The organism is Cupriavidus sp. CPT47-8839-RL05A (assembly GCF_058792255.1).
Map to the genome: position 1 here is coordinate 37773 of NZ_JBYTEG010000020.1, position 18887 is coordinate 56659.

The window sequence follows — 18887 nt, forward strand, 5'->3', positions numbered from 1 at the left end:
TCCCCTTGGGTGCGCCGTAGTCAGCACACATCAATCATCAAAGAAAATTCGTGCGTGGCGGGCCAGTCTTGGCATAATCCGCCATGTCTGCAGATTAAGTCTTTACATACAAATAGAAAAACGCCGCGGTGGCCGCATGGCCCGAGCGGCCCGGACCGGAGGCCGGGGAGATGGAGCAACAAGAAGAGGCACGGCGCAACGCCGTGCCGCAACACGTCGTCGATTCCGCGGTGATCCCGCAGGCGGCCGACGAAGCGCAGGACGCTGATTTCCGGGTATCGCCCCGCATCGAGGACTGGATTGGCGTGATCGTGATGGTGCTGCTGGTCGGCATCACCTTCGCCAACGTGGTGGTCCGCTATTTCACCGACGAGTCGTTTGCCTGGACCGAGGAGTTCTCGGTCTTCCTGATGATCGTGCTGGCGCTGGTCGCCGGCAGCGCCGCGGTGGCGCGCGACCGTAATATCCGCATCGAATTCTTCTTCGAACGCGGCAGCGAGGCCCGCCAGCTGCGCCTGGCGTTCCTGTCGGCGCTGGCCGTGGCGGTGATGTTCATCGCGCTGGCAGTGCTGGGCGCACGCATTACCTGGGATGAGTACTCCTTCGGCGAGACCTCGCCGGGCATCGGCGTGCCGAGCTGGTGGTACTCGATCTGGCTGCCGGTGCTGTCGGCCGGCATCGCGCTGCGCGCGCTGGGGCTGGTGCTGCGCAACGTGCGCGCGCTCAAGGCGCTGCATGAAGGCAAGACCACCACGACGGAGAAGGCGCAATGACGTTCGTCGCCATCACTTTGTTCGTGGTCTTTATCGGCCTGATGCTGCTGGGCGTGCCCATCGGCGTGTCGCTGGGCCTGGGTGGCCTGGTTGCCATCGGCCTGTCCAACCTCGACACCCAGATGTTTGGCCTGCTGGCCGTGCCGCAGAACTTCTATGCGGGGCTGGCCAAGTATCCGCTGCTGGCGATCCCGATGTTCGTGCTGGTGGGGTCGATCTTCGACCGTTCCGGCGTGGCGCAGCGGCTGGTGACCTTTGCCATCGCCATCGTTGGCCGCGGCCCGGGCATGCTGCCGCTGGTGGCGATCCTGGTGGCGATGTTCCTCGGCGGCATCTCGGGCTCCGGCCCGGCCAACGCGGCCGCGGTGGGGGGCGTGATGATCGCGGCGATGTCGCGCGCCGGTTATCCGGGCTCGTACAGCGCCGCGGTGGTGGGCGCGGCAGCCGCGACCGACATCCTGATCCCGCCGTCGGTGGCCCTGATCATCTACAGCGTGCTGGTGCCCGGTGCATCGGTGCCGGCCTTGTTCGCCGCGGGCATGATCCCCGGCATCCTGGCCGGCGTGGCGCTGATCGTTCCGGCGGTGTGGCTGGCGCGCAGGCACAGCATGGGCGCGATCGAGGCCGCGCTGGCGCGCCCGCCGTTCTGGAAGAGCCTGCGCGAGGCCGCGTGGGGGCTGGTGGCGCCGTTCCTGATCCTGGGCGGCATGCGCGCCGGCTGGTTCACGCCGACCGAAGCCGCCGTGGTGGCGGTGGTCTACGGCCTCTTCGTCGGCATGGTGGTGTACCGCAGCATCGGCATGCGCGACCTGTTCACGATCTTCCAGGAGGCGGCCGAGACCTCGGCGGTGATCCTGCTGGTGGTGGCGCTGGCCGGCATCTTCGCCTATGCGCTGTCGACGCTGGGCGTGATCGACCCGCTCGCGCACGCCATCGCCAATTCCGGCCTGGGCGAGTACGGCGTGCTGGCGCTGATCGTGCTGCTGCTGATGACGGTGGGCATGTTCCTGGATGGCATCTCGATCTTCCTGATCTTCGTGCCGCTGCTGCTGCCCATTGTCAATGCCTTCCACTGGAACCCGGTGTGGTTCGGCGTGGTGCTGACGCTGAAGGTGGCGCTGGGCCAGTTCACGCCGCCGCTGGCCGTGAACCTGATGGTGTCGTGCCGGATTGCCCGGGTGCGCATGGAAGAAACCGTGCCCTGGGTGATCTGGATGCTGCTGGCGATGTTTATCGCCATGCTGATGGTGCTGGCCTATCCGCCGCTGGCGACCTGGCTGCCTGAGTACCTCGGCTACTGATGTTCCGCATTCACCAACAAGAATTGACGCTTTCCCGAGAGGAGATGAAATGAAACGTCGTGCCCTGATGCTCGCAACGGCTGCCGCCATTGCCGCTTCCGCCTTCGCCCCCGCCGGCGCAATGGCCCAGACCTACAAGTCCGAGTACAAGATGTCGCTGGTGCTCGGCCCGGCCTTCCCGTGGGGCAAGGGCGGCGAGATCTGGGCCGACCTGGTCAAGCAGCGCACCAACGGCCGCATCAATATCAAGCTGTACCCGGGCACCTCGCTGGTGGCCGGCGACCAGACCCGCGAGTTCTCGGCGATCCGCCAGGGCGTGATCGACATGGCGGTGGGCTCGACCATCAACTGGTCGCCGCAGGTCAGGGAACTGAACCTGTTCTCGCTGCCGTTCCTGATGCCCGACTACAAGGCGCTGGACGCGCTCACGCAGGGCGAAGTCGGCAAGTCGATCTTCACCACGCTGGAAAAAGCCGGCGTGGTGCCGCTGGCCTGGGGCGAGAATGGCTTCCGCGAGGTGTCCAACTCCAAGCGCGAAATCCGCAAGCCGGAAGACCTCAAGGGCATGAAGCTGCGCGTGGTCGGTTCGCCGCTGTACATCGAGACCTTCAACGCGCTGGGCGCCAACCCGACCCAGATGAGCTGGGCCGATGCGCAGCCGGCGATGGCCTCGGGCGCGGTCGACGGGCAGGAGAACCCGCAGTCGGTGTTCGCCGCCGCCAAGCTGTACACGGTGGGCCAGAAGTTCGTCACCACCTGGGGCTACGTGGCTGACCCGCTGATCTTCGTGGTCAACAAGCAGATCTGGGAAAGCTGGACCCCGGCCGACCGCGAGATCGTGAAGCAGGCCGCCATCGACGCCGGCAAGCAGGAAATCGCGCTGGCCCGCAAGGGCCTGGCCGAGCCGGGCGCGCCGGCCTGGAAGGACATGGAGGCGCACGGCGTCAAGGTTACGCACCTGACGCCGGCCGAGCATGACGCCTTCCGCAAGGCCACCGCCAAGGTCTACGACAAGTGGAAGAAGCAGATCGGCACCGAGCTGGTGACCAAGGCTGAAGGCGCGATCGCCAAGCGCTAAGCCACGCAGAGGGCCCGCCAGACTCGGCGGGCCTGTTCTTTTGGAGGCTGTGATGAAGCACGTCTATACGGTGGTCATGCCGATCCGCTGGGGCGACATGGATGCCATGGGCCATGTCAACAACACCGTCTATTTCCAGTACCTGGAGCAGGCGCGCATCGAGTGGTTCGCGTCGCTGGGCCGTGGCGGCAAGGATGCAGGCGGGCAGGGGCCGGTCATCATCAATGCGCACATGACTTTCCTGAAGCAGCTGCGCTACCCGGGCGACATCGAGTGCCGCGTCTACGCCGGCCAGCTCGGCCGCACCAGCTTCGAAACCCGCATGGAAATCCGCCGCACCGACCTGCCCGACGTGGTCTGGGCCGAGGGCGGGGCCAAGGTGGTGTGGTGCGATTACACGCAGGAGAAGTCGGTGCCGGTGCCGGCAGAGATCCGCGCGATCATCGAGGGCTGACGCCCGCCACGGGGCTCAGTGGTTGACCAGCCGCTGCACCAGGTCCACCGAGGTACTGGCCCCGTACTTCTTCATCAGCCGCGCCCGGTAGATGTCCACCGTGCGCGGGCTGATCGCCAGCAGCTTGCCGATCTGCTTGCTGGTCTTCCCCTCCACCAGCTGCGCCGCGATCTCGCGTTCGCGCGCGGTCAGCTCGGCCGTGACCTGGCGCTTCTGCGACAGGTCCTCGAAAGTCCAGATCCCGGCGCCCAGCGGTTGCGTGCGGTCCAGCGCGCGCCCGGTGACATGGCACCAGAACAATTCCCCGCCGGCGCGCTTCATGATGCGCTCGTCCGAGTACATGCCGCGCGTGCCCATGATCGGCGCAATGCGCGCGCCGGTGCGCTCGAACTCGTCGGCGGTGGGGTAGAGCACCTGGAACGACTGGCCCAGCAGCGCTTCGCGCGTGGTGCCGAAAATGCGGCAGACCTCCTCGTTGCAGTCTTCGATCACGCGTTCGCGTGACAGCACCAGGCCCACGGGGGCGAGCTGGAAGGCGGTCTGGTAGTCGATTGCGGGCATCTGCTTATGTATTTTTACGTAATGGCGTAGCCGGCTGTGCTTGCGTATGCTGTCGGTCGGACGAGTTGCGGCGACTGTCGCCCGCCTGTTGCCGATTGTACCGTTACAATTTCCCTGCGTCGCCCGCCGCACAACCCGGTGGCGGGAAGAGCGACAGGGAACTACCGAGGAAGGAGCGAAGCATGAACAAGGTCTACGCCAGCGCCGCAGAAGCGCTTGCAGGCGTCGTCCGCGACGGCCAGACGATCGCCGTGGGCGGTTTCGGCCTGTGCGGCATCCCCGAGGCGCTGATTGCCGCGCTGCGCGACAGCGGCGCCAAGCAGCTGACCTGCATCTCCAACAACGCCGGCGTCGATGGCTTCGGCCTGGGCCTGCTGCTGGCCACGCGCCAGATCAGGAAGATGATCTCGTCCTACGTGGGCGAGAACAAGGAGTTCGAGCGCCAGTACCTGGCGGGCGAACTTGAGCTGGAATTCACGCCGCAAGGCACGCTGGCCGAGAAGCTGCGCGCCGGCGGCTCGGGCATCCCGGCCTTCTTCACCAAGACCGGTGTCGGCACCATCGTCGCCGAAGGCAAGGAAATCCGCGAATTCGACGGCCAGCAGTACGTGATGGAGCGTTCGCTGACCGCCGACGTGGCGCTGGTCAAGGCATACAAGGCTGACAGGGCCGGCAACCTGGTGTTCCGCCGCACCGCGCGCAACTTCAACCCGATGTGCGCCATGGCGGGCAAGGTCACCATCGCCGAGGTCGAGCATATCGTCGAGACCGGCGAGCTGGATCCGGATGAAATCCACCTGGCCGGCATCTTCGTGAAGCGCCTGGTGCTGAACACCACCCCCGAGAAACGCATCGAGCAGCGCACCGTGCGCGCGGCCAGCTAAGGAGACGCATCATGGCATGGACACGTGACGAAATGGCCGCGCGCGCCGCGACCGAGCTGCAGGACGGTTTCTACGTCAACCTGGGCATCGGCCTGCCGACGCTGGTGGCCAACTGGGTGCCCGAAGGCATGGAAGTGTGGCTGCAGTCCGAGAACGGACTGCTAGGCATCGGCCCGTTCCCGACCGAGGACGAAGTCGACGCCGACATGATCAACGCCGGCAAGCAGACCGTGACGACGCTGCCGGGCTCGTCGATCTTCTCGTCGGCCGACTCGTTCGCGATGATCCGCGGCGGCCACATCAACCTGGCGATCCTGGGTGCGATGCAGGTCAGCGAGAAGGGCGACCTGGCCAACTGGATGATCCCGGGCAAGATGGTCAAGGGCATGGGCGGCGCAATGGACCTGGTCGCCGGCGTCGGCCGCGTGGTGGTGCTGATGGAACACACCGCCAAGAAGAAGGACGGCACCGAGGACATCAAGATCCTGAAGGACTGCAACCTGCCGCTGACCGGCGTGGGCGTGGTCAACCGCATCATCACCGACCTGGGTGTGATCGACGTGACCGACGAAGGCCTGAAGCTGGTGGAAACGGCTCCGGGTGTCAGCCGCGAGGAAATCCAGGCCAAGACGGGCGCTCCGCTGCTGTAAGCGGGCTGAGCTCCGAAGCCTGGCAGGGCCCCTGAGGTGCGATGCGCCGCAGGGGCTTTTTTTCGGGTCGCTTCGCTTTGGAATTGCCCGGCCGGGCTACGCCAGCCGGCTGCACTCCCTAGCTCTTCCGGCGAATAGCCCGGCAACATCGCTGCGCACTAAGCTGGCTGCTCTCCGGCAAGGCGCAGACCCTGCCGCGGTCGAACCCTCACGGAAGGTGCGCCATGCCGGCTTCCCCGAACCAATCCTTGCCACTGGTCTACGCCTGCTCCGGCTGCTCCAGCGTCGCGCAACTGGCCAATGCCTGCGCGGTACGGCTCGACCGCGGCGGCCGTGCCGAAATGTCCTGCATCAGCGGCGTGGGCGGCGGCGTGCCGGCGCTGACGCGAGTGGCGCGCTCGGGGCGGCCGATCCTGGCGCTGGATGGCTGCCCGCTGGCCTGTGTCAAGGCCTGCCTGGCCAGCGTGGGCGTGGCGGCGGACCGGCACCTGGTGCTGAACCGACTCGGCGCGACCAAGCGCCAGCACGGCGCATGCACCGAGGCCGAGGAACAAGCGATCTGGGGAGAGGTAGAGGCGGCACTGGCGAGCCTGGCCGCCGCAGGCTGAAGCCCGGACGCGCCGTGGCGCGCCCGGTAGCCGCAGGTCAGCCTGCCTGCTTGTTGTAGCTGGCGAACACCGAAGCGGCGCCGTCCGCTTTTACGATCAGCACGTCGAAGGGGTCCTTGCGCGGACCCTGTTCCATGCCGGGCGAGCCGACCGGCATGCCCGGCACGGCCAGGCCGACGGCCTTGGGTTTTGCGGCCAGCAGCTTGCGGATATCCGCCGCCGGCACGTGGCCCTCGATGGCGTAGCCGCCGATATACCCGGTGTGGCAGGAGCCAAAGCGTTCCGGCATGCCGAAACGCTTGCGGTACACGCCGGTGTCCTCGACATCATGCACCGTCACGGTGAAGCCGTTGCTGCGCAGGTGCTTGACCCAATCCTCGCAGCAGCCGCACAGCGGGCTCTTGTAGACGTCGATGGCAAGCGGCTTGGCGGCTTGCGCCAGCGCGCCGGCCACCGGTGCCAGCGCCCCGGCCGAGACCGCGCCCAGCGCCAGCGCGCGCAGGAAACTGCGTCGTTGCATCGCTTGCTCCTTACTGCGCCACCCAGCCACCGTCCATGTTCCAGATCGCGCCGCGGACTTGGCGGGCTGCTTCGGACGACAGGAACACGGCCAGCGCGCCCAGCTCATCGGGCGTGACAAACTGTCCCGAGGGTTGTTTCTCCAGCACCAGCTCGCGCTTGGCCTGTTCCACCGGAATGCCCTCCTTCTGCGCGCGGGCTTCGACCTGCTTCTGCACCAGTGGCGTCAGCACCCAGCCCGGGCAGATCGCGTTGGCGGTGACGCCGGTCTGCGCGGTTTCCAGCGCGGTCACCTTGGTGAAGCCGACGATGCCGTGCTTGGCCGCCACGTAGGCGGACTTCTGCGCCGAGGCCACCAGCCCGTGGGTGGAGGCGACATTGATGATGCGGCCCCAGTCCTTCTGCTTCATGCCGGGCAGCGCCAGGCGCGTGGTGTGGAAGGCCGAGGTCAGGTTGATGGCGATGATCGCGTCCCAGCGCTCGGGCGGGAAATCCTCGATCGCGGCCACGTGCTGGATGCCGGCGTTGTTGACCAGGATGTCGGTGCCGCCGAAGTCGGACTGCGCGTAGCGCATCATGTCTTCGATCTCGGCCGCCTTGCTCATGTCAGCGCCGTGGTAGCCGACCCGGATTCCCTGGCCGGCCTGCGCGATCTCTGCCTTTGCGGCGTCCGCGTCACCAAAGCCGTTGACGATGATGTTGGCGCCCTGGGCCGCCAGCGCTTTCGCGATGCCGAGCCCGATGCCGCTGGTCGAGCCAGTCACCAGTGCGGTCTTGCCGTTGAGCATGTAAGCCTCCGTCGAGAGAAAGGGATGCCACAGAAGGGATGCCACAGGGTTGGCGGAGCGCGCCGTGGCGGTGCGCGGCCGCGCATGCGGGGCGCTGACACTGTGCTGTGGCATTGTACCCGCTGCGGCGTACAATCCAGCTTTGCTCAACCTCCGGCAGCGCCGTCTTTTTGCGGTCCGCGGTCCGGTTCGTCAGGGAGTCCAGATGTCTGCCAGTCCGCGTCTCGGTTTTGTCCAGTGCATCAGTCCGGCGGGCCTGCACCGCATGGCCTACCACGAGTGGGGCGACCCCGCCAATCCGCGCGTGCTGGTGTGCGCGCATGGGCTGACGCGCACCGGCCGCGATTTCGACGCCGTCGCCAGTGCGCTGTGCGGCGATTACCGCGTGGTCTGCCCCGATGTGGCCGGGCGCGGCCGCTCGGAATGGCTGGCCGATGCCAACGGCTACGTGGTGCCGCAGTACGTGTCCGACATGGTTACGCTGATTGCGCGGCTCAATGTGGAGAAGGTGGACTGGTTCGGCACCTCGATGGGCGGGCTGATCGGCATGGGCCTGGCGGGGCTGCCGAAATCGCCGGTGCGCAAGCTGCTGCTCAACGACGTGGGCCCGAAGCTGGCGCCGTCGGCGGTGGAACGGATCGGCGCCTACCTGGGGCTGCCGGTGCGCTTCAAGTCCTTCGAGGAAGGCCTGGCCTACCTGCAGACCATCGGCGCATCGTTCGGCCGCCATACGCCCGAGCAGTGGCGCGAGCTCAACGCCGCCATCCTGAAGCCGGTGCAGGGCACCGACGGCCTGGAATGGGGCTTGCATTACGATCCGCAACTGGCGGTGCCGTTCCGCAAGTCCACGCCCGAGGCCATTGCCGCCGGCGAGGCCGCGCTCTGGCGCAGCTTCGAGGCCATCGAAGGCCCGGTGCTGGTGGTGCGCGGTGCGCAGTCGGACCTGCTGCTGCGCGAGACCGTGGCCGAAATGGTGGCACGCGGCAAGCATGTGAGCTCGGTGGAAGTGCCCGACGTGGGCCATGCCCCGACCTTTGTCGATCCGGCGCAGATTGCGATCGCCCGGCAGTTCTTTACCGGGGCCTGATTGCATCGCATGCCGGCCTTGTTTTTATCAGTCAACGCATTGTCATGAGTAACCTTGAACTGAAGCGCGCCCACGTGGGCAAGCGGTTGTCCGAATACGCGGTCTATAACGGCGTGGTGTATCTCGCCGGTCAGGTGCCCGAGGTCGATCCCAAGGCCGATATCCGCGGCCAGACGCGCGAGGTCCTCGGCCATATCGACCGGCTGCTGGCCGAGGCCGGCAGCGACAAGACCCGCATCCTGTCGTGCCAGATCTTCCTGACCAATGTCGACCAGATCGGCGAGATGAACGAAGTCTGGGACGCCTGGGTGCCGCAAGGCAACACGCCCCCGCGCGCCACCGTCGAAGCCCGCCTGGCCAATCCCGATTACCTGATCGAAGTGGTGGTGACCGCTGCGCTCAACTGATGCAGGCGTTGTGACATGGTGACGTCCACCGACCTGACCGGTCGGGTCGCGGGCATTCCGGATGCCGAACTGGTCGAGCGCGCACTGGCCTACGTGCGCGAGCATGGTGCCGAGGTCGCGCTGCCCACCGGCGAGACCGTGCAGTCGCACGCGCAGGGCATGCTGCGCATTCTCGACGGCCTGCGCGTCGACGACGCCGCGCGCGCCGCCGCCTGCCTGTTCGGGCTGGTGGCCTTCGTGCCCGGCACCGAGGCCGAGATCGCGCCGCGCTTTGGCGACGAGGTGGCACGGCTGGTCGACGGTGTGCGGCAGCTGCTGCGCATCGGCGCCATTGCCGGCAGCCGCCCCGATGCCGAGCCCTCGAAGAACGAAGCGCAGGCGCGCCACGAGCAGGTCGAGGCGCTGCGCAAGATGCTGCTGGCGTTTGCGCAGGATATCCGCGTGGTGCTGGTGCGCCTGGCCTCGCGGCTGCAGACCCTGCGCTGGCTGGCCGAGACCAAGCAGGCGCCGCTGCCCGGCGTGGCGCGCGAAACGCTGGACATCTACGCGCCGCTGGCGAACCGCCTCGGCATCTGGCAGATGAAGTGGGAGCTGGAGGACCTGGCGTTCCGCTTCGAGCAGCCCGATACCTACAAGCGCATCGCCAAACTGCTGGACGAGAAGCGCATCGAGCGCGAAGGCTATATCGGCAGCGCCATCGAACGGCTGCAGTCCGAGCTGGCGACCGCCGGCATCCGTGCCGAGGTCAGCGGGCGGCCCAAGCATATCTACAGCATCTGGAAGAAGATGCGCGGCAAGGAGCTGGATTTTGCCGACCTGTACGATGTGCGCGCCTTCCGCGTGATCGTCGACGATATCAAGGACTGCTACACGGTGCTCGGTATCGTCCACCATATCTGGCAGCCGATCCCGCGCGAGTTCGACGACTACATCTCGCGGCCCAAGGCCAACGGCTACAAGTCGCTGCATACGGTGGTGATCGGCGATGACGGGCGCGCCTTCGAGGTGCAGATCCGCACCCACGAGATGCACCACTTCGCGGAATACGGCGTGGCCGCGCACTGGCGCTACAAGGAAGCGGGCAGCCGCGGCTATGCCGGGCAGTTCTCCGCCAGCGAGCGCTATGACGAGAAGATTGCCTGGCTGCGCCAGCTGCTGGCGTGGAAGGACGATGCCGACCACAGCGTGGCGCACGACGAATCATGGGAGCAGATCAAGCACGCCGCGATCGACGACCACATCTACGTGCTGACGCCGCAGGCGCGCGTGGTGGCGCTGCCGCAGGGCGCCACCGCGGTGGACTTTGCCTACTACCTGCACAGCGACCTCGGCCACCGCTGCCGCGGCGCGCGCGTGGACGGCACCATGGTGCCGCTGAACACGCCGCTGAAGAACGGCCAGACCGTGGAGATCATCGCGGTCAAGCAGGGCGGCCCGTCACGCGACTGGCTCAACGCGGACCTGGGCTACCTGGCCAGCAGCCGCGCGCGGGCCAAGGTGCGGGCCTGGTTCAATGCGCTCGATTCGCAGGAGACCATCGCCCAGGGCCGCGTGCTGATCGACAAGACCCTGCAGCGCGAAGGCAAGACCGCGGTCAAGCTGGAAGACCTGGCCACGCGGCTGGGCTTCAAGACGCCGGAGGACCTGTTTGCGGCAGTGGCCAAGGACGAGTTCAGCCTGCGCCACGTGGAGCACGCGCTGCGACACCCGGAGGGCGAGGTCCAGGTGCCGCTGAGCGAGGAAGACGCTGTCACCAAGAAGAGCCGCGCGACCAGCGTGGCGCGCGGCGCCAAGAGCGGCGTGCTGGTGGTGGGCGTGGATTCGCTGATGACGCAGATGTCGCGCTGCTGCAAGCCGGCGCCGCCGGACGACATCGTCGGCTTTGTCACGCGCGGGCGCGGGGTGTCGATCCATCGGCGCAGCTGCCACACCTTCCAGCAACTGGCCGGGCGCGCGCCGGAGCGGGTGATCCAGACCGAGTGGGGCCAGAAGAGCCACGCCGCGGTCTACCCGGTCGACATCCATGTCGAGGCGATCGATCGCCAGGGGCTGCTGCGCGATATCTCCGAAGTGCTGTCGCGCGAGAAGATCAACGTCACCGGCGTCAAGACGCTCTCCAGCAAGGGCGTTGCGCGCATGCAGTTCACTGCCGAAGTGTCCGAGGCCACGCAGCTGCAGCGCGCGCTGCAGTTGATCGAAGACGTGCAGGGGGTGTTGCAGGCGAAAAGAAAGTGATGCTATACTTGCGCCTTCGCTAGGCTCGTAGCTCAGCTGGTTAGAGCACCACCTTGACATGGTGGGGGTCGTTGGTTCGAGTCCAATCGAGCCTACCAACGAATTGCAGTAAAGCAGTAAAAAGAAGTGCGGCAAGTCCGATTCAACCCCATACGGAACGGAAGGGCATCATGGTTATGACACCGCGAACTACTACCGCTGGCAAGCGACAGTAGTCGAGGTGCGCCTTCGACCCGGTTGGATCGGGTTTGACAAAGAGAAACGCGGCCTTGGCCGCGTTTTTTTTCGTCTGTCGCCTGCCAGCGCCCTGATAAGCTGCCGCGTTTCCGGTGCCGCAGGGCAGGGCAGCAAAGAATAAATCGCCGGTCCCGCAGACATTCAGGGCCGGTGCCACAAGATGCAGTTTGATCCGCTCGGGCGAAGCGCAAGACGCCGCCGGCGGAATCCTGGAGAGTCGAAATGATCGCAATCACGCTGCCGGATGGGTCCCGCCGCGAGTTTCCCGGCCCGGTGACGGTTGCCGAAGTCGCGCAGAGCATTGGCGCCGGCCTGGCCAAGGCCGCGCTGGCCGGCAAGGTGGACGGCCAGCTGGTCGACACGAGTTACAAGATTGATCGCGATGCGGGGCTGGCCATCGTCACGGACAAGGACGCCGATGGCGTCGATGTGATTCGCCACTCCACGGCGCACTTGCTGGCCTATGCCGTCAAGGAGCTCTATCCGGAAGCGCAGGTGACGATCGGCCCGGTGATCGAAAACGGCTTTTACTACGACTTTGCCTACAAGCGTCCCTTCACGCCCGAAGACCTGGCCGCCATCGAGAAGAAGATGACGGAACTCGCCCGCAAGGACGAGAAGGTCGTGCGCGAAGTATGGAACCGCGACGAAGCGGTGGCGCTGTTCGAGTCGATGGGCGAAAAGTACAAGGCCGAGATCATCGCCTCGATCCCCGCCGACCAGGAAATCGGCCTGTACCGCGAAGGCAGCTTCGTCGACCTGTGCCGTGGCCCGCACGTGCCGTCCACGGGCAAGCTGAAGGTCTTCAAGCTGATGAAGGTGGCCGGCGCCTACTGGCGCGGCGACGCCAACAACGAGATGCTCCAGCGCATCTACGGCACGGCCTGGGCCAGGAAGGAAGACCAGGAAGCCTACCTGCACATGCTGGAAGAGGCCGAGAAGCGCGACCACCGCAAGCTGGGCAAGACGCTCGACCTGTTCCACCTGCAGGAAGAGGCGCCCGGCATGGTGTTCTGGCACCCGAAGGGCTGGCAGGTGTGGCAGGCCGTCGAGCAGTACATGCGCGGCCGCCTGACGGACGCCGGCTACGATGAGGTCCGCACGCCGCAGGTGATGGATCGTTCGCTTTGGGAAAAGTCCGGCCACTGGCAGAACTACAAGGAGAACATGTTCGTCACGGAGTCGGAGAAGCGCGATTACGCGATCAAGCCGATGAACTGCCCGGGCCATGTGCAGATCTTCAACCACGGCCTGCGTTCGTACCGCGACCTGCCGCTGCGCCTGGCCGAATTCGGCGCCTGCCATCGCAACGAGCCGTCGGGCGCGCTGCACGGGCTGATGCGCGTGCGCGGCTTTGTGCAGGATGATGCGCACATCTTCTGCACGGAAGAGCAGATCGTGGCGGAGGCCAAGGCCTTCAACGAACTGGCGTTCTCGGTCTACGACGACTTCGGCTTCAAGGATGTGAAGGTCAAGCTGTCGCTGCGCCCGGACCAGCGTGCCGGCTCGGACGAGATCTGGGATCACGCCGAAGAGGGCCTGCGCCTGGCGCTGCGCGCCTGCGGCGTGGATTGGGAAGAGCTGCCGGGCGAGGGCGCGTTCTACGGCCCCAAGGTCGAGTACCACATCAAGGATGCGATCGGCCGCTCGTGGCAGTGCGGCACGCTGCAGCTTGACCTGGTGCTGCCGGAGCGCCTGGATGCCGAATACGTCTCCGAGGACAACTCGCGCAAGCGCCCGGTGATGCTGCACCGGGCCATCCTGGGTTCGTTCGAGCGTTTCCTGGGCATCCTGCTGGAAAACCACGCCGGTGCGCTGCCGGCCTGGCTGGCCCCGGAGCAGGTGGTGGTCATGAATATTGCGGATTCGCAGGCGGAATACGCCGAAAGCGTCGTGCAATTGCTGCAAAAACAAGGGTTTAGGGCCAAGGCTGATTTGCGTAATGAGAAAATTACGTATAAAATCCGCGAGCATTCGCTTCAAAAGGTTCCCTACCTGCTGGTAGTGGGCGACAAGGAGCGGGATGCCAGTCAAGTGGCCGTGCGTGCCCGTGGCAACGTGGATCTGGGTGTGATGCCCGTCTCCGCGTTTGTTGAGCGTCTGCAAAACGACGTCGCCAGCAAAGCCTGATGGGTGGTGAGCACGGCTTGTTTTTTTGTCTTCTTGAGGTAACGCAACATCGCTACGGACAAAGGTCATCGCATCAACCGGGAAATCAGCGCGCCTGAGCTGCGCCTGGTAGGGGTTGATAACGAACAGCTCGGCATCGTCAAGTTCATGGACGCGCTCCGGCTGGCTGAAGATAAGGACTTGGACCTGGTCGAGATCGCGCCGAACGCGGTTCCGCCCGTCGCCCGGATCATGGATTACGGGAAGTTCAAGTACGAGGAAGCCAAGCGCGCCCACGAGGCGAAGCTGAAGCAGAAAATCATCCAGGTCAAGGAAGTCAAGTTCCGGCCGGGTACGGATGATGGCGACTACAACGTCAAGCTGCGCAACCTGAAGCGCTTCCTGGAAGACGGCGACAAGACCAAGATCACGCTGCGGTTCCGTGGTCGCGAGATGGCGCACCAGGAAATCGGCGCGCGCATGCTCGAACGCCTGAAGGCGGACCTGGAAGAAATCGGCCAGGTCGAGCAGATGCCGAAGATGGAAGGGCGCCAGATGGTGATGGTGCTCGCCCCCAAGAAGAAGAAGTAATTCCTGCGCGGTGCAGCGGCCGGGATGCCAGGCATCCCGGCGTTGCTTCGCGCGGAAGTCGCGCGTGGTCCGCAAGGGCCGCTGTGCAACAACAAGTGGATGCGGGTCTTGCAAGCGTCGGCGTGAGCCGTCCACCTGCATGCATGTCATATGAGCTGGAGTTTTTCATGCCGAAGATGAAGACGAAGAAAAGCGCCTCCAAGCGCTTTACTGCCCGTCCGAACGGTTCGTTCAAGCGTGGCCAGGCCTTCAAGCGTCACATCCTGACCAAGAAGACCACCAAGAACAAGCGTCAACTGCGCGGTACTCAGGACGTCCATGAGACGAACCTGAAGTCGGTGCGCGCGATGATGCCTTACGCATAACCCCTGACGAAAACGAAAGGAGAATTACATGCCTCGAGTAAAGCGTGGGGTCACTGCACGGGCCCGTCACAAGAAAGTCATCGATGCTGCCAAGGGTTACCGCGGCCGTCGCAATAATGTCTACCGCATCGCCAAGCAGGCGGTCATGCGTGCTGGCCAGTACGCGTACCGCGATCGCCGCAACAAGAAGCGCGTGTTCCGCGCTCTGTGGATTGCGCGTATCAATGCCGCGACGCGTGAGCATGGCATGACCTACAGCGTGTTCATGAACGGTCTGAAGAAGGCCTCGATTGAACTGGACCGCAAGGTGCTGTCGGACATGGCTATTCACGACAAGCCTGCCTTTGCCGCCATCGTCAACCAGGTGAAAGCCACCGTTGCCTGATGCCGGCTGCGGCAGCGCGTAAGCGCTGCCGGGCAAGCACCGACCGCAAGGTCGACCGCCGACCGCAAGGTCCGCTGAAACGGGGCTCCTCACCGAGCCCCGTTTTTATTTCGAATGCCGTTTCAGTTGCCGCTATCCGGTTGCCGAGACCGCATTCGAAACGAACACCGCACGTAGTGCCAACCCACGTCGGACCGGTGCGTACCGGCCCGACGCCAAAAATCCCACGACCGCCGCCATGTCTCAGGATCTGGATCAAATTGTCGCCGATGCCCAGGCCGCCTTCGCCGCTGCCAACGACAACGCCACGCTGGAAAACGAAAAGGCCCGCTTCCTGGGCAAGACCGGCGCGCTGACCGAACTGCTCAAGGGCCTCGGCAAGCTCGACCCGGAAACCCGCAAGACGGAAGGCGCCCGCATCAACCAGATCAAGCAGCAGGTTGAAGCTGCCCTGCAGGCACGCCGCCAGGCGCTGGCCGATGCGCTGATGAACGCGCGCCTGGCCGCCGAGGCCATCGACGTCACGCTGCCTGGCCGTGCGGTCAGCCGCGGCAGCCTGCACCCGGTGATGCGCACGTGGGAGCGCGTCGAGCAGATCTTCGGCTCGATCGGTTTCGATGTGGCCGACGGCCCCGAGATCGAGACCGACTGGATGAACTTCACCGCGCTGAACAATCCGGACAACCATCCGGCGCGTTCGATGCAGGACACGTTCTACGTGGATGGCCGCGACAGCGAAGACAAGCTGTTGCTGCTGCGCACGCATACCAGCCCGATGCAGGTCCGCTACGCCAAGATGCATGTCGAGAAGTACGCCGGCAAGGCGATGCCGCCGATCAAGGTGATCTGCCCGGGCCGCACCTACCGTGTCGACAGCGACGCCACGCACTCGCCGATGTTCAACCAGGTCGAAGGCCTGTGGATCGGCGAGGACGTCAGCTTTGCCGACCTGAAGGGGGTGTACACCGACTTCCTGCGCAAGTTCTTCGAGCGCGATGACATCCAGGTGCGCTTCCGCCCGTCGTACTTCCCGTTCACCGAGCCGTCGGCAGAGATCGACATGGCCTTCGGCAACGGCAAGTGGCTGGAGATCTCCGGTTCGGGCCAGGTGCATCCGAACGTGCTGCGCAACATGGGCCTCGATCCCGAGCGCTATATCGGTTTCGCGTTCGGCTCCGGCCTGGAGCGCCTGACCATGCTGCGCTATGGCATCAACGACCTGCGCCTGTTCTTCGAGGGTGACGTGCGCTTCCTGCGCCAGTTCGCCTGACGCGCCGCCGTCCCCTCGTCAACGACCACACAGAATACTTACCGGATCAGAAGCGCCATGCAATTCTCGGAATCCTGGCTTCGCACCTTCGCCAACCCTGAAAAGATCTCCACCGACGCGCTGTCGCACACGCTGACCATGGCCGGCCTGGAAGTGGAAGAGGTCGGCTCGGTCGCGCCGCCGTTCGACAAGGTGGTGGTCGCGCGCGTGCTGTCGACCGAGCGCCATCCCAACGCCGACCGCCTCAACGTGTGCCAGGTCGATGCCGGCACCGGCGAGACCCTGCAGATCGTCTGCGGCGCGCCCAACGTCAAGCCCGGCATCCTGGTGCCGTGCGCACTGGTCGGCGCCGTGTTGCCGCCGTCCGAGGATGGCGGCAAGCCGTTCGAGATCAAGATCGGCAAGCTGCGCGGCGTGGACAGCTACGGCATGCTGTGCTCGGCGCGCGAACTCAAGCTGTCGGAGGACCACGGTGGCCTGATGGTGCTGCCGGAAGACGCGCCGGTCGGCCAGGACATCCGCCAGTACCTCGACCTGGACGACCAGGTCTTTGTCATCAAGCTGACGCCGAACAAGGCTGACTGCCTGTCGATCCACGGCGTGGCGCGCGAAGTGTCGGCGCTGACCGGCGCTGCGCTGAACCTGCCGGAGATGACGCCGGTGGCGGTGACGATCCAGGACAAGCTGCCGGTCAAGGTGTCGGCGCCGGACCTGTGCGGCCGCTTCTCCGGCCGCGTGATCCGCGGCGTGAATGCGCGCGCGGCCACGCCGGCATGGATGGTGCAGCGCCTGGAGCGCTCGGGCCAGCGCAGTGTTTCCGCGCTGGTCGATATCTCGAACTACGTGATGCTGGAACTGGGCCGTCCGTCGCACGTGTTCGACCTGAGCAAGATCCACGGCGGCCTGGACGTGCGCTGGGGCCGCAAGGGCGAGAAGATCAAGCTGCTCAACGGCAATACCATCGAGGTCGACGAGCAGGTCGGCGTGATCGCCGATGACAAGGAGATCGAAAGCCTGGCCGGCATCATGGGCGGCGACAGCACCGCCGTGACGCTGGACACCACGGACATCTATCTCGAGGCCGCATTCTGGTGGCCCGCTGCGATCCAGGGCCGTGGCCGCCGCTATAACTTCTCGACCGATGCCGGACACCGCTTCGAGCGCGGTGTGGACTACGCTACCACGGTCGAGCATATCGAGCGCATCACCGCGCTGATCCTCGAGATCTGCGGCGGACAGGCCGGCCCGGTGGACGACCACGTGGTCAACCTGCCGCAGCGCAAGCCGGTCAGCCTGCGCGTGGCGCGCGCCGAGCGCGTGCTGGGCATCGAGCTGTCGCCTGCGGCCATCGCCGATGTATTCCAGCGCCTGCAGCTGCCGTTCACGCGCACCCAGGGCGCCGAGGGCGAGGTGTTTGAAGTCACGCCGCCGAGCTACCGCTTCGATATCGAGATCGAGGAAGACCTGATCGAGGAAGTGGCCCGCATCTATGGTTTCGAGCGCATCCCGGCCCGTCCGCCGATCGCCGAAAGCGAGATGCGCCCGACCAACGAGGCCCGCCGCTCCAGCCACGTGGTGCGCCATGCCGTGGCCGCGCGCGACTACCAGGAAGTCATCAACTTCGCCTTCGTCGAAGAGAAGTGGGAGCGCGACTTCGCCGCCAACGACAACCCGATCCGCCTGCTGAACCCGATCGCCAGCCAGCTGGCGGTGATGCGCTCGACGCTGATCGGCGGCCTGGTCGACAAGGTGCGCTACAACCTGAACCGCAAGGCTGCGCGCGTGCGCCTGTTCGAGGTGGGCCGCGTGTTCCATCGCGACGCCAGCGTGAAGGATGGCGGCCTGACGGTGGCCGGCTACGATCAGCCGATGATGGCCGCGGGCATTGCCTATGGCCCGGCGTTCGAAGAGCAGTGGGGCATCCCCGCGCGCAACGTCGACTTCTTCGACATCAAGGGCGATGTCGAGGCACTGTTCCATCCGCGCGTGCCGCGCTTCGAGCCGGTGTCGCACCCGGCGCTGCACCCGGGCCGCGCCGCGCGCGTGCTGCTCGACGGCAAGGCGGTGGGCGTGGTCGGCGAGCTGCATCCGCGCTGGCTGCAGGAATACGAGCTGACGCACGCCCCGGTCGTGTTCGAGCTGGCGCTTGACGCGCTGCGCGACACCGGCCTGCCGGTGTACACCGAGATCTCCAAGTTCCCGGCCGCCGTGCGCGACCTGGCCATGGTCGTGAAGCAATCGGTGCGCGTGCAGGACCTGCTCGACGCCATGCGCGCGGCACTGGAAAAGCAGGGCTACGGCCGCTACTGCCAGAGCCTGGTGCTGTTCGACGAGTTCCGTCCCAAGGGCGCTTCCGCTGCCATTGGCGCGGACGAGAAAAGCCTTGCGTTCCGGGTGACCTTGCAAGATACTGGGTCGACCCTCCAGGACGAAACCGTCGACAGCGCAGTGCGCTGCATGGTCGACGCGCTGACAGAGGCCTTCCAGGCCCGGCTGCGCGGCTGAGCCATCGCCAGTACGCAACAAGTACGCGACGGACACACGATAAACAAGGGCGCCCGGGCTTGCCCCGGGCGGATCGCCAG

Annotated in this window: 19 protein-coding genes and 1 tRNA gene; 17 read left to right on the forward strand and 3 right to left on the reverse strand. The window is 65.7% G+C overall.

Annotated elements, in window-relative coordinates:
- Nucleotides 1-170 precede the first annotated feature (170 nt).
- Genes AC3WVS_RS23045 through AC3WVS_RS23060 form a run of 4 tightly spaced genes read left to right on the forward strand, consistent with a single transcriptional unit; the run spans nt 171 to nt 3606 of the window.
- Nucleotides 171-773, forward strand: a complete 603-nt coding sequence (locus AC3WVS_RS23045; protein WP_492320479.1) for a TRAP transporter small permease — start codon at nt 171-173, stop codon at nt 771-773.
- Nucleotides 770-2074, forward strand: a complete 1305-nt coding sequence (locus AC3WVS_RS23050; protein ID WP_492320480.1) for a TRAP transporter large permease — start codon at nt 770-772, stop codon at nt 2072-2074. Before AC3WVS_RS23045 ends, AC3WVS_RS23050 begins: the two co-directional genes overlap by 4 nt.
- Nucleotides 2075-2123: 49 nt before the next feature.
- Nucleotides 2124-3152: a DctP family TRAP transporter solute-binding subunit gene (locus tag AC3WVS_RS23055; RefSeq protein WP_492320481.1), complete on the forward strand. Its 1029-nt coding sequence runs from the start codon at nt 2124-2126 to the stop codon at nt 3150-3152.
- Nucleotides 3153-3204: 52 nt separating this feature from the next.
- Nucleotides 3205-3606 carry an acyl-CoA thioesterase gene (locus tag AC3WVS_RS23060; RefSeq protein ID WP_340529975.1) on the forward strand — a complete coding sequence of 134 codons (402 nt, stop codon included), beginning with the start codon at nt 3205-3207 and terminating at the stop codon, nt 3604-3606.
- Nucleotides 3607-3621: 15 nt separating this feature from the next.
- Here the strand turns inward: AC3WVS_RS23060 and AC3WVS_RS23065 are convergent, their stop codons facing one another.
- Entirely contained in the window at nt 3622-4167 is a 546-nt protein-coding gene (locus AC3WVS_RS23065; protein ID WP_018310311.1) for a LuxR C-terminal-related transcriptional regulator, read from the reverse strand.
- Nucleotides 4168-4349: 182 nt separating this feature from the next.
- Here AC3WVS_RS23065 and AC3WVS_RS23070 point away from each other — a divergent pair, with 182 nt between their 5' ends.
- The 3 genes from AC3WVS_RS23070 to AC3WVS_RS23080 all read left to right on the forward strand — a co-directional run bounded on the left by AC3WVS_RS23070 (nt 4350) and on the right by AC3WVS_RS23080 (nt 6309).
- On the forward strand, nt 4350-5051 hold the full coding sequence (locus tag AC3WVS_RS23070; protein WP_492320482.1) for a CoA transferase subunit A: 702 nt from the start codon (nt 4350-4352) through the stop codon (nt 5049-5051).
- A gap of 11 nt (nt 5052-5062) precedes the next feature.
- Nucleotides 5063-5701: a CoA transferase subunit B gene (locus tag AC3WVS_RS23075; protein ID WP_010813109.1), complete on the forward strand. Its 639-nt coding sequence runs from the start codon at nt 5063-5065 to the stop codon at nt 5699-5701.
- Nucleotides 5702-5925: 224 nt separating this feature from the next.
- Nucleotides 5926-6309 carry a putative zinc-binding protein gene (locus AC3WVS_RS23080; protein WP_492320483.1) on the forward strand — a complete coding sequence of 128 codons (384 nt, stop codon included), beginning with the start codon at nt 5926-5928 and terminating at the stop codon, nt 6307-6309.
- Between the two features lie 37 nt (nt 6310-6346).
- On the opposite strand, the gene AC3WVS_RS23085 is transcribed toward AC3WVS_RS23080, so the two are convergent.
- Together AC3WVS_RS23085 and AC3WVS_RS23090 are read right to left on the reverse strand one after the other, a co-directional pair.
- Nucleotides 6347-6829 carry a DUF411 domain-containing protein gene (locus AC3WVS_RS23085; RefSeq protein WP_010813108.1) on the reverse strand — a complete coding sequence of 161 codons (483 nt, stop codon included), beginning with the start codon at nt 6827-6829 and terminating at the stop codon, nt 6347-6349.
- Nucleotides 6830-6839: 10 nt separating this feature from the next.
- A complete protein-coding gene (locus AC3WVS_RS23090) occupies nt 6840-7616 on the reverse strand; it encodes a 3-hydroxybutyrate dehydrogenase (protein ID WP_492320484.1) in 777 nt (258 codons plus the stop codon).
- 205 nt (nt 7617-7821) lie between these two features.
- Here AC3WVS_RS23090 and phaZc point away from each other — a divergent pair, with 205 nt between their 5' ends.
- The 10 genes from phaZc to pheT all read left to right on the forward strand — a co-directional run bounded on the left by phaZc (nt 7822) and on the right by pheT (nt 18807).
- Nucleotides 7822-8703 (forward strand): 3-hydroxybutyrate-oligomer hydrolase PhaZc, encoded by an 882-nt coding sequence (gene phaZc, locus AC3WVS_RS23095; protein WP_492320485.1) that lies wholly within the window; start codon nt 7822-7824, stop codon nt 8701-8703.
- Between the two features lie 44 nt (nt 8704-8747).
- Nucleotides 8748-9110, forward strand: coding sequence for a RidA family protein (locus tag AC3WVS_RS23100; protein ID WP_010813105.1), 363 nt, complete (start codon nt 8748-8750; stop codon nt 9108-9110).
- A gap of 15 nt (nt 9111-9125) precedes the next feature.
- Nucleotides 9126-11345: a RelA/SpoT family protein gene (locus AC3WVS_RS23105; RefSeq protein ID WP_492320486.1), complete on the forward strand. Its 2220-nt coding sequence runs from the start codon at nt 9126-9128 to the stop codon at nt 11343-11345.
- Between the two features lie 21 nt (nt 11346-11366).
- Nucleotides 11367-11443, forward strand: a tRNA-Val gene (locus tag AC3WVS_RS23110).
- Between the two features lie 361 nt (nt 11444-11804).
- On the forward strand, nt 11805-13712 hold the full coding sequence (gene thrS, locus AC3WVS_RS23115) for a threonine--tRNA ligase (RefSeq protein ID WP_454749836.1): 1908 nt from the start codon (nt 11805-11807) through the stop codon (nt 13710-13712).
- A gap of 48 nt (nt 13713-13760) precedes the next feature.
- The gene (gene infC, locus AC3WVS_RS23120) at nt 13761-14282 is read left to right on the forward strand and encodes a translation initiation factor IF-3 (protein ID WP_078195944.1); all 522 of its coding nucleotides are present in this window, start codon (nt 13761-13763) and stop codon (nt 14280-14282) included.
- A 167-nt stretch (nt 14283-14449) separates the two neighbouring features.
- Nucleotides 14450-14647 carry a 50S ribosomal protein L35 gene (rpmI, locus tag AC3WVS_RS23125; protein WP_006575466.1) on the forward strand — a complete coding sequence of 66 codons (198 nt, stop codon included), beginning with the start codon at nt 14450-14452 and terminating at the stop codon, nt 14645-14647.
- Between the two features lie 28 nt (nt 14648-14675).
- Complete coding sequence (gene rplT / locus AC3WVS_RS23130; protein WP_008650487.1) at nt 14676-15032, forward strand: 50S ribosomal protein L20; 357 nt, start codon at nt 14676-14678, stop codon at nt 15030-15032.
- 238 nt (nt 15033-15270) lie between these two features.
- Nucleotides 15271-16302, forward strand: coding sequence for a phenylalanine--tRNA ligase subunit alpha (gene pheS, locus AC3WVS_RS23135; RefSeq protein WP_010813101.1), 1032 nt, complete (start codon nt 15271-15273; stop codon nt 16300-16302).
- Nucleotides 16303-16359: 57 nt separating this feature from the next.
- Nucleotides 16360-18807 (forward strand): phenylalanine--tRNA ligase subunit beta, encoded by a 2448-nt coding sequence (pheT, locus tag AC3WVS_RS23140; protein WP_492320487.1) that lies wholly within the window; start codon nt 16360-16362, stop codon nt 18805-18807.
- The last annotated feature ends 80 nt before the right edge of the window (nt 18808-18887 follow it).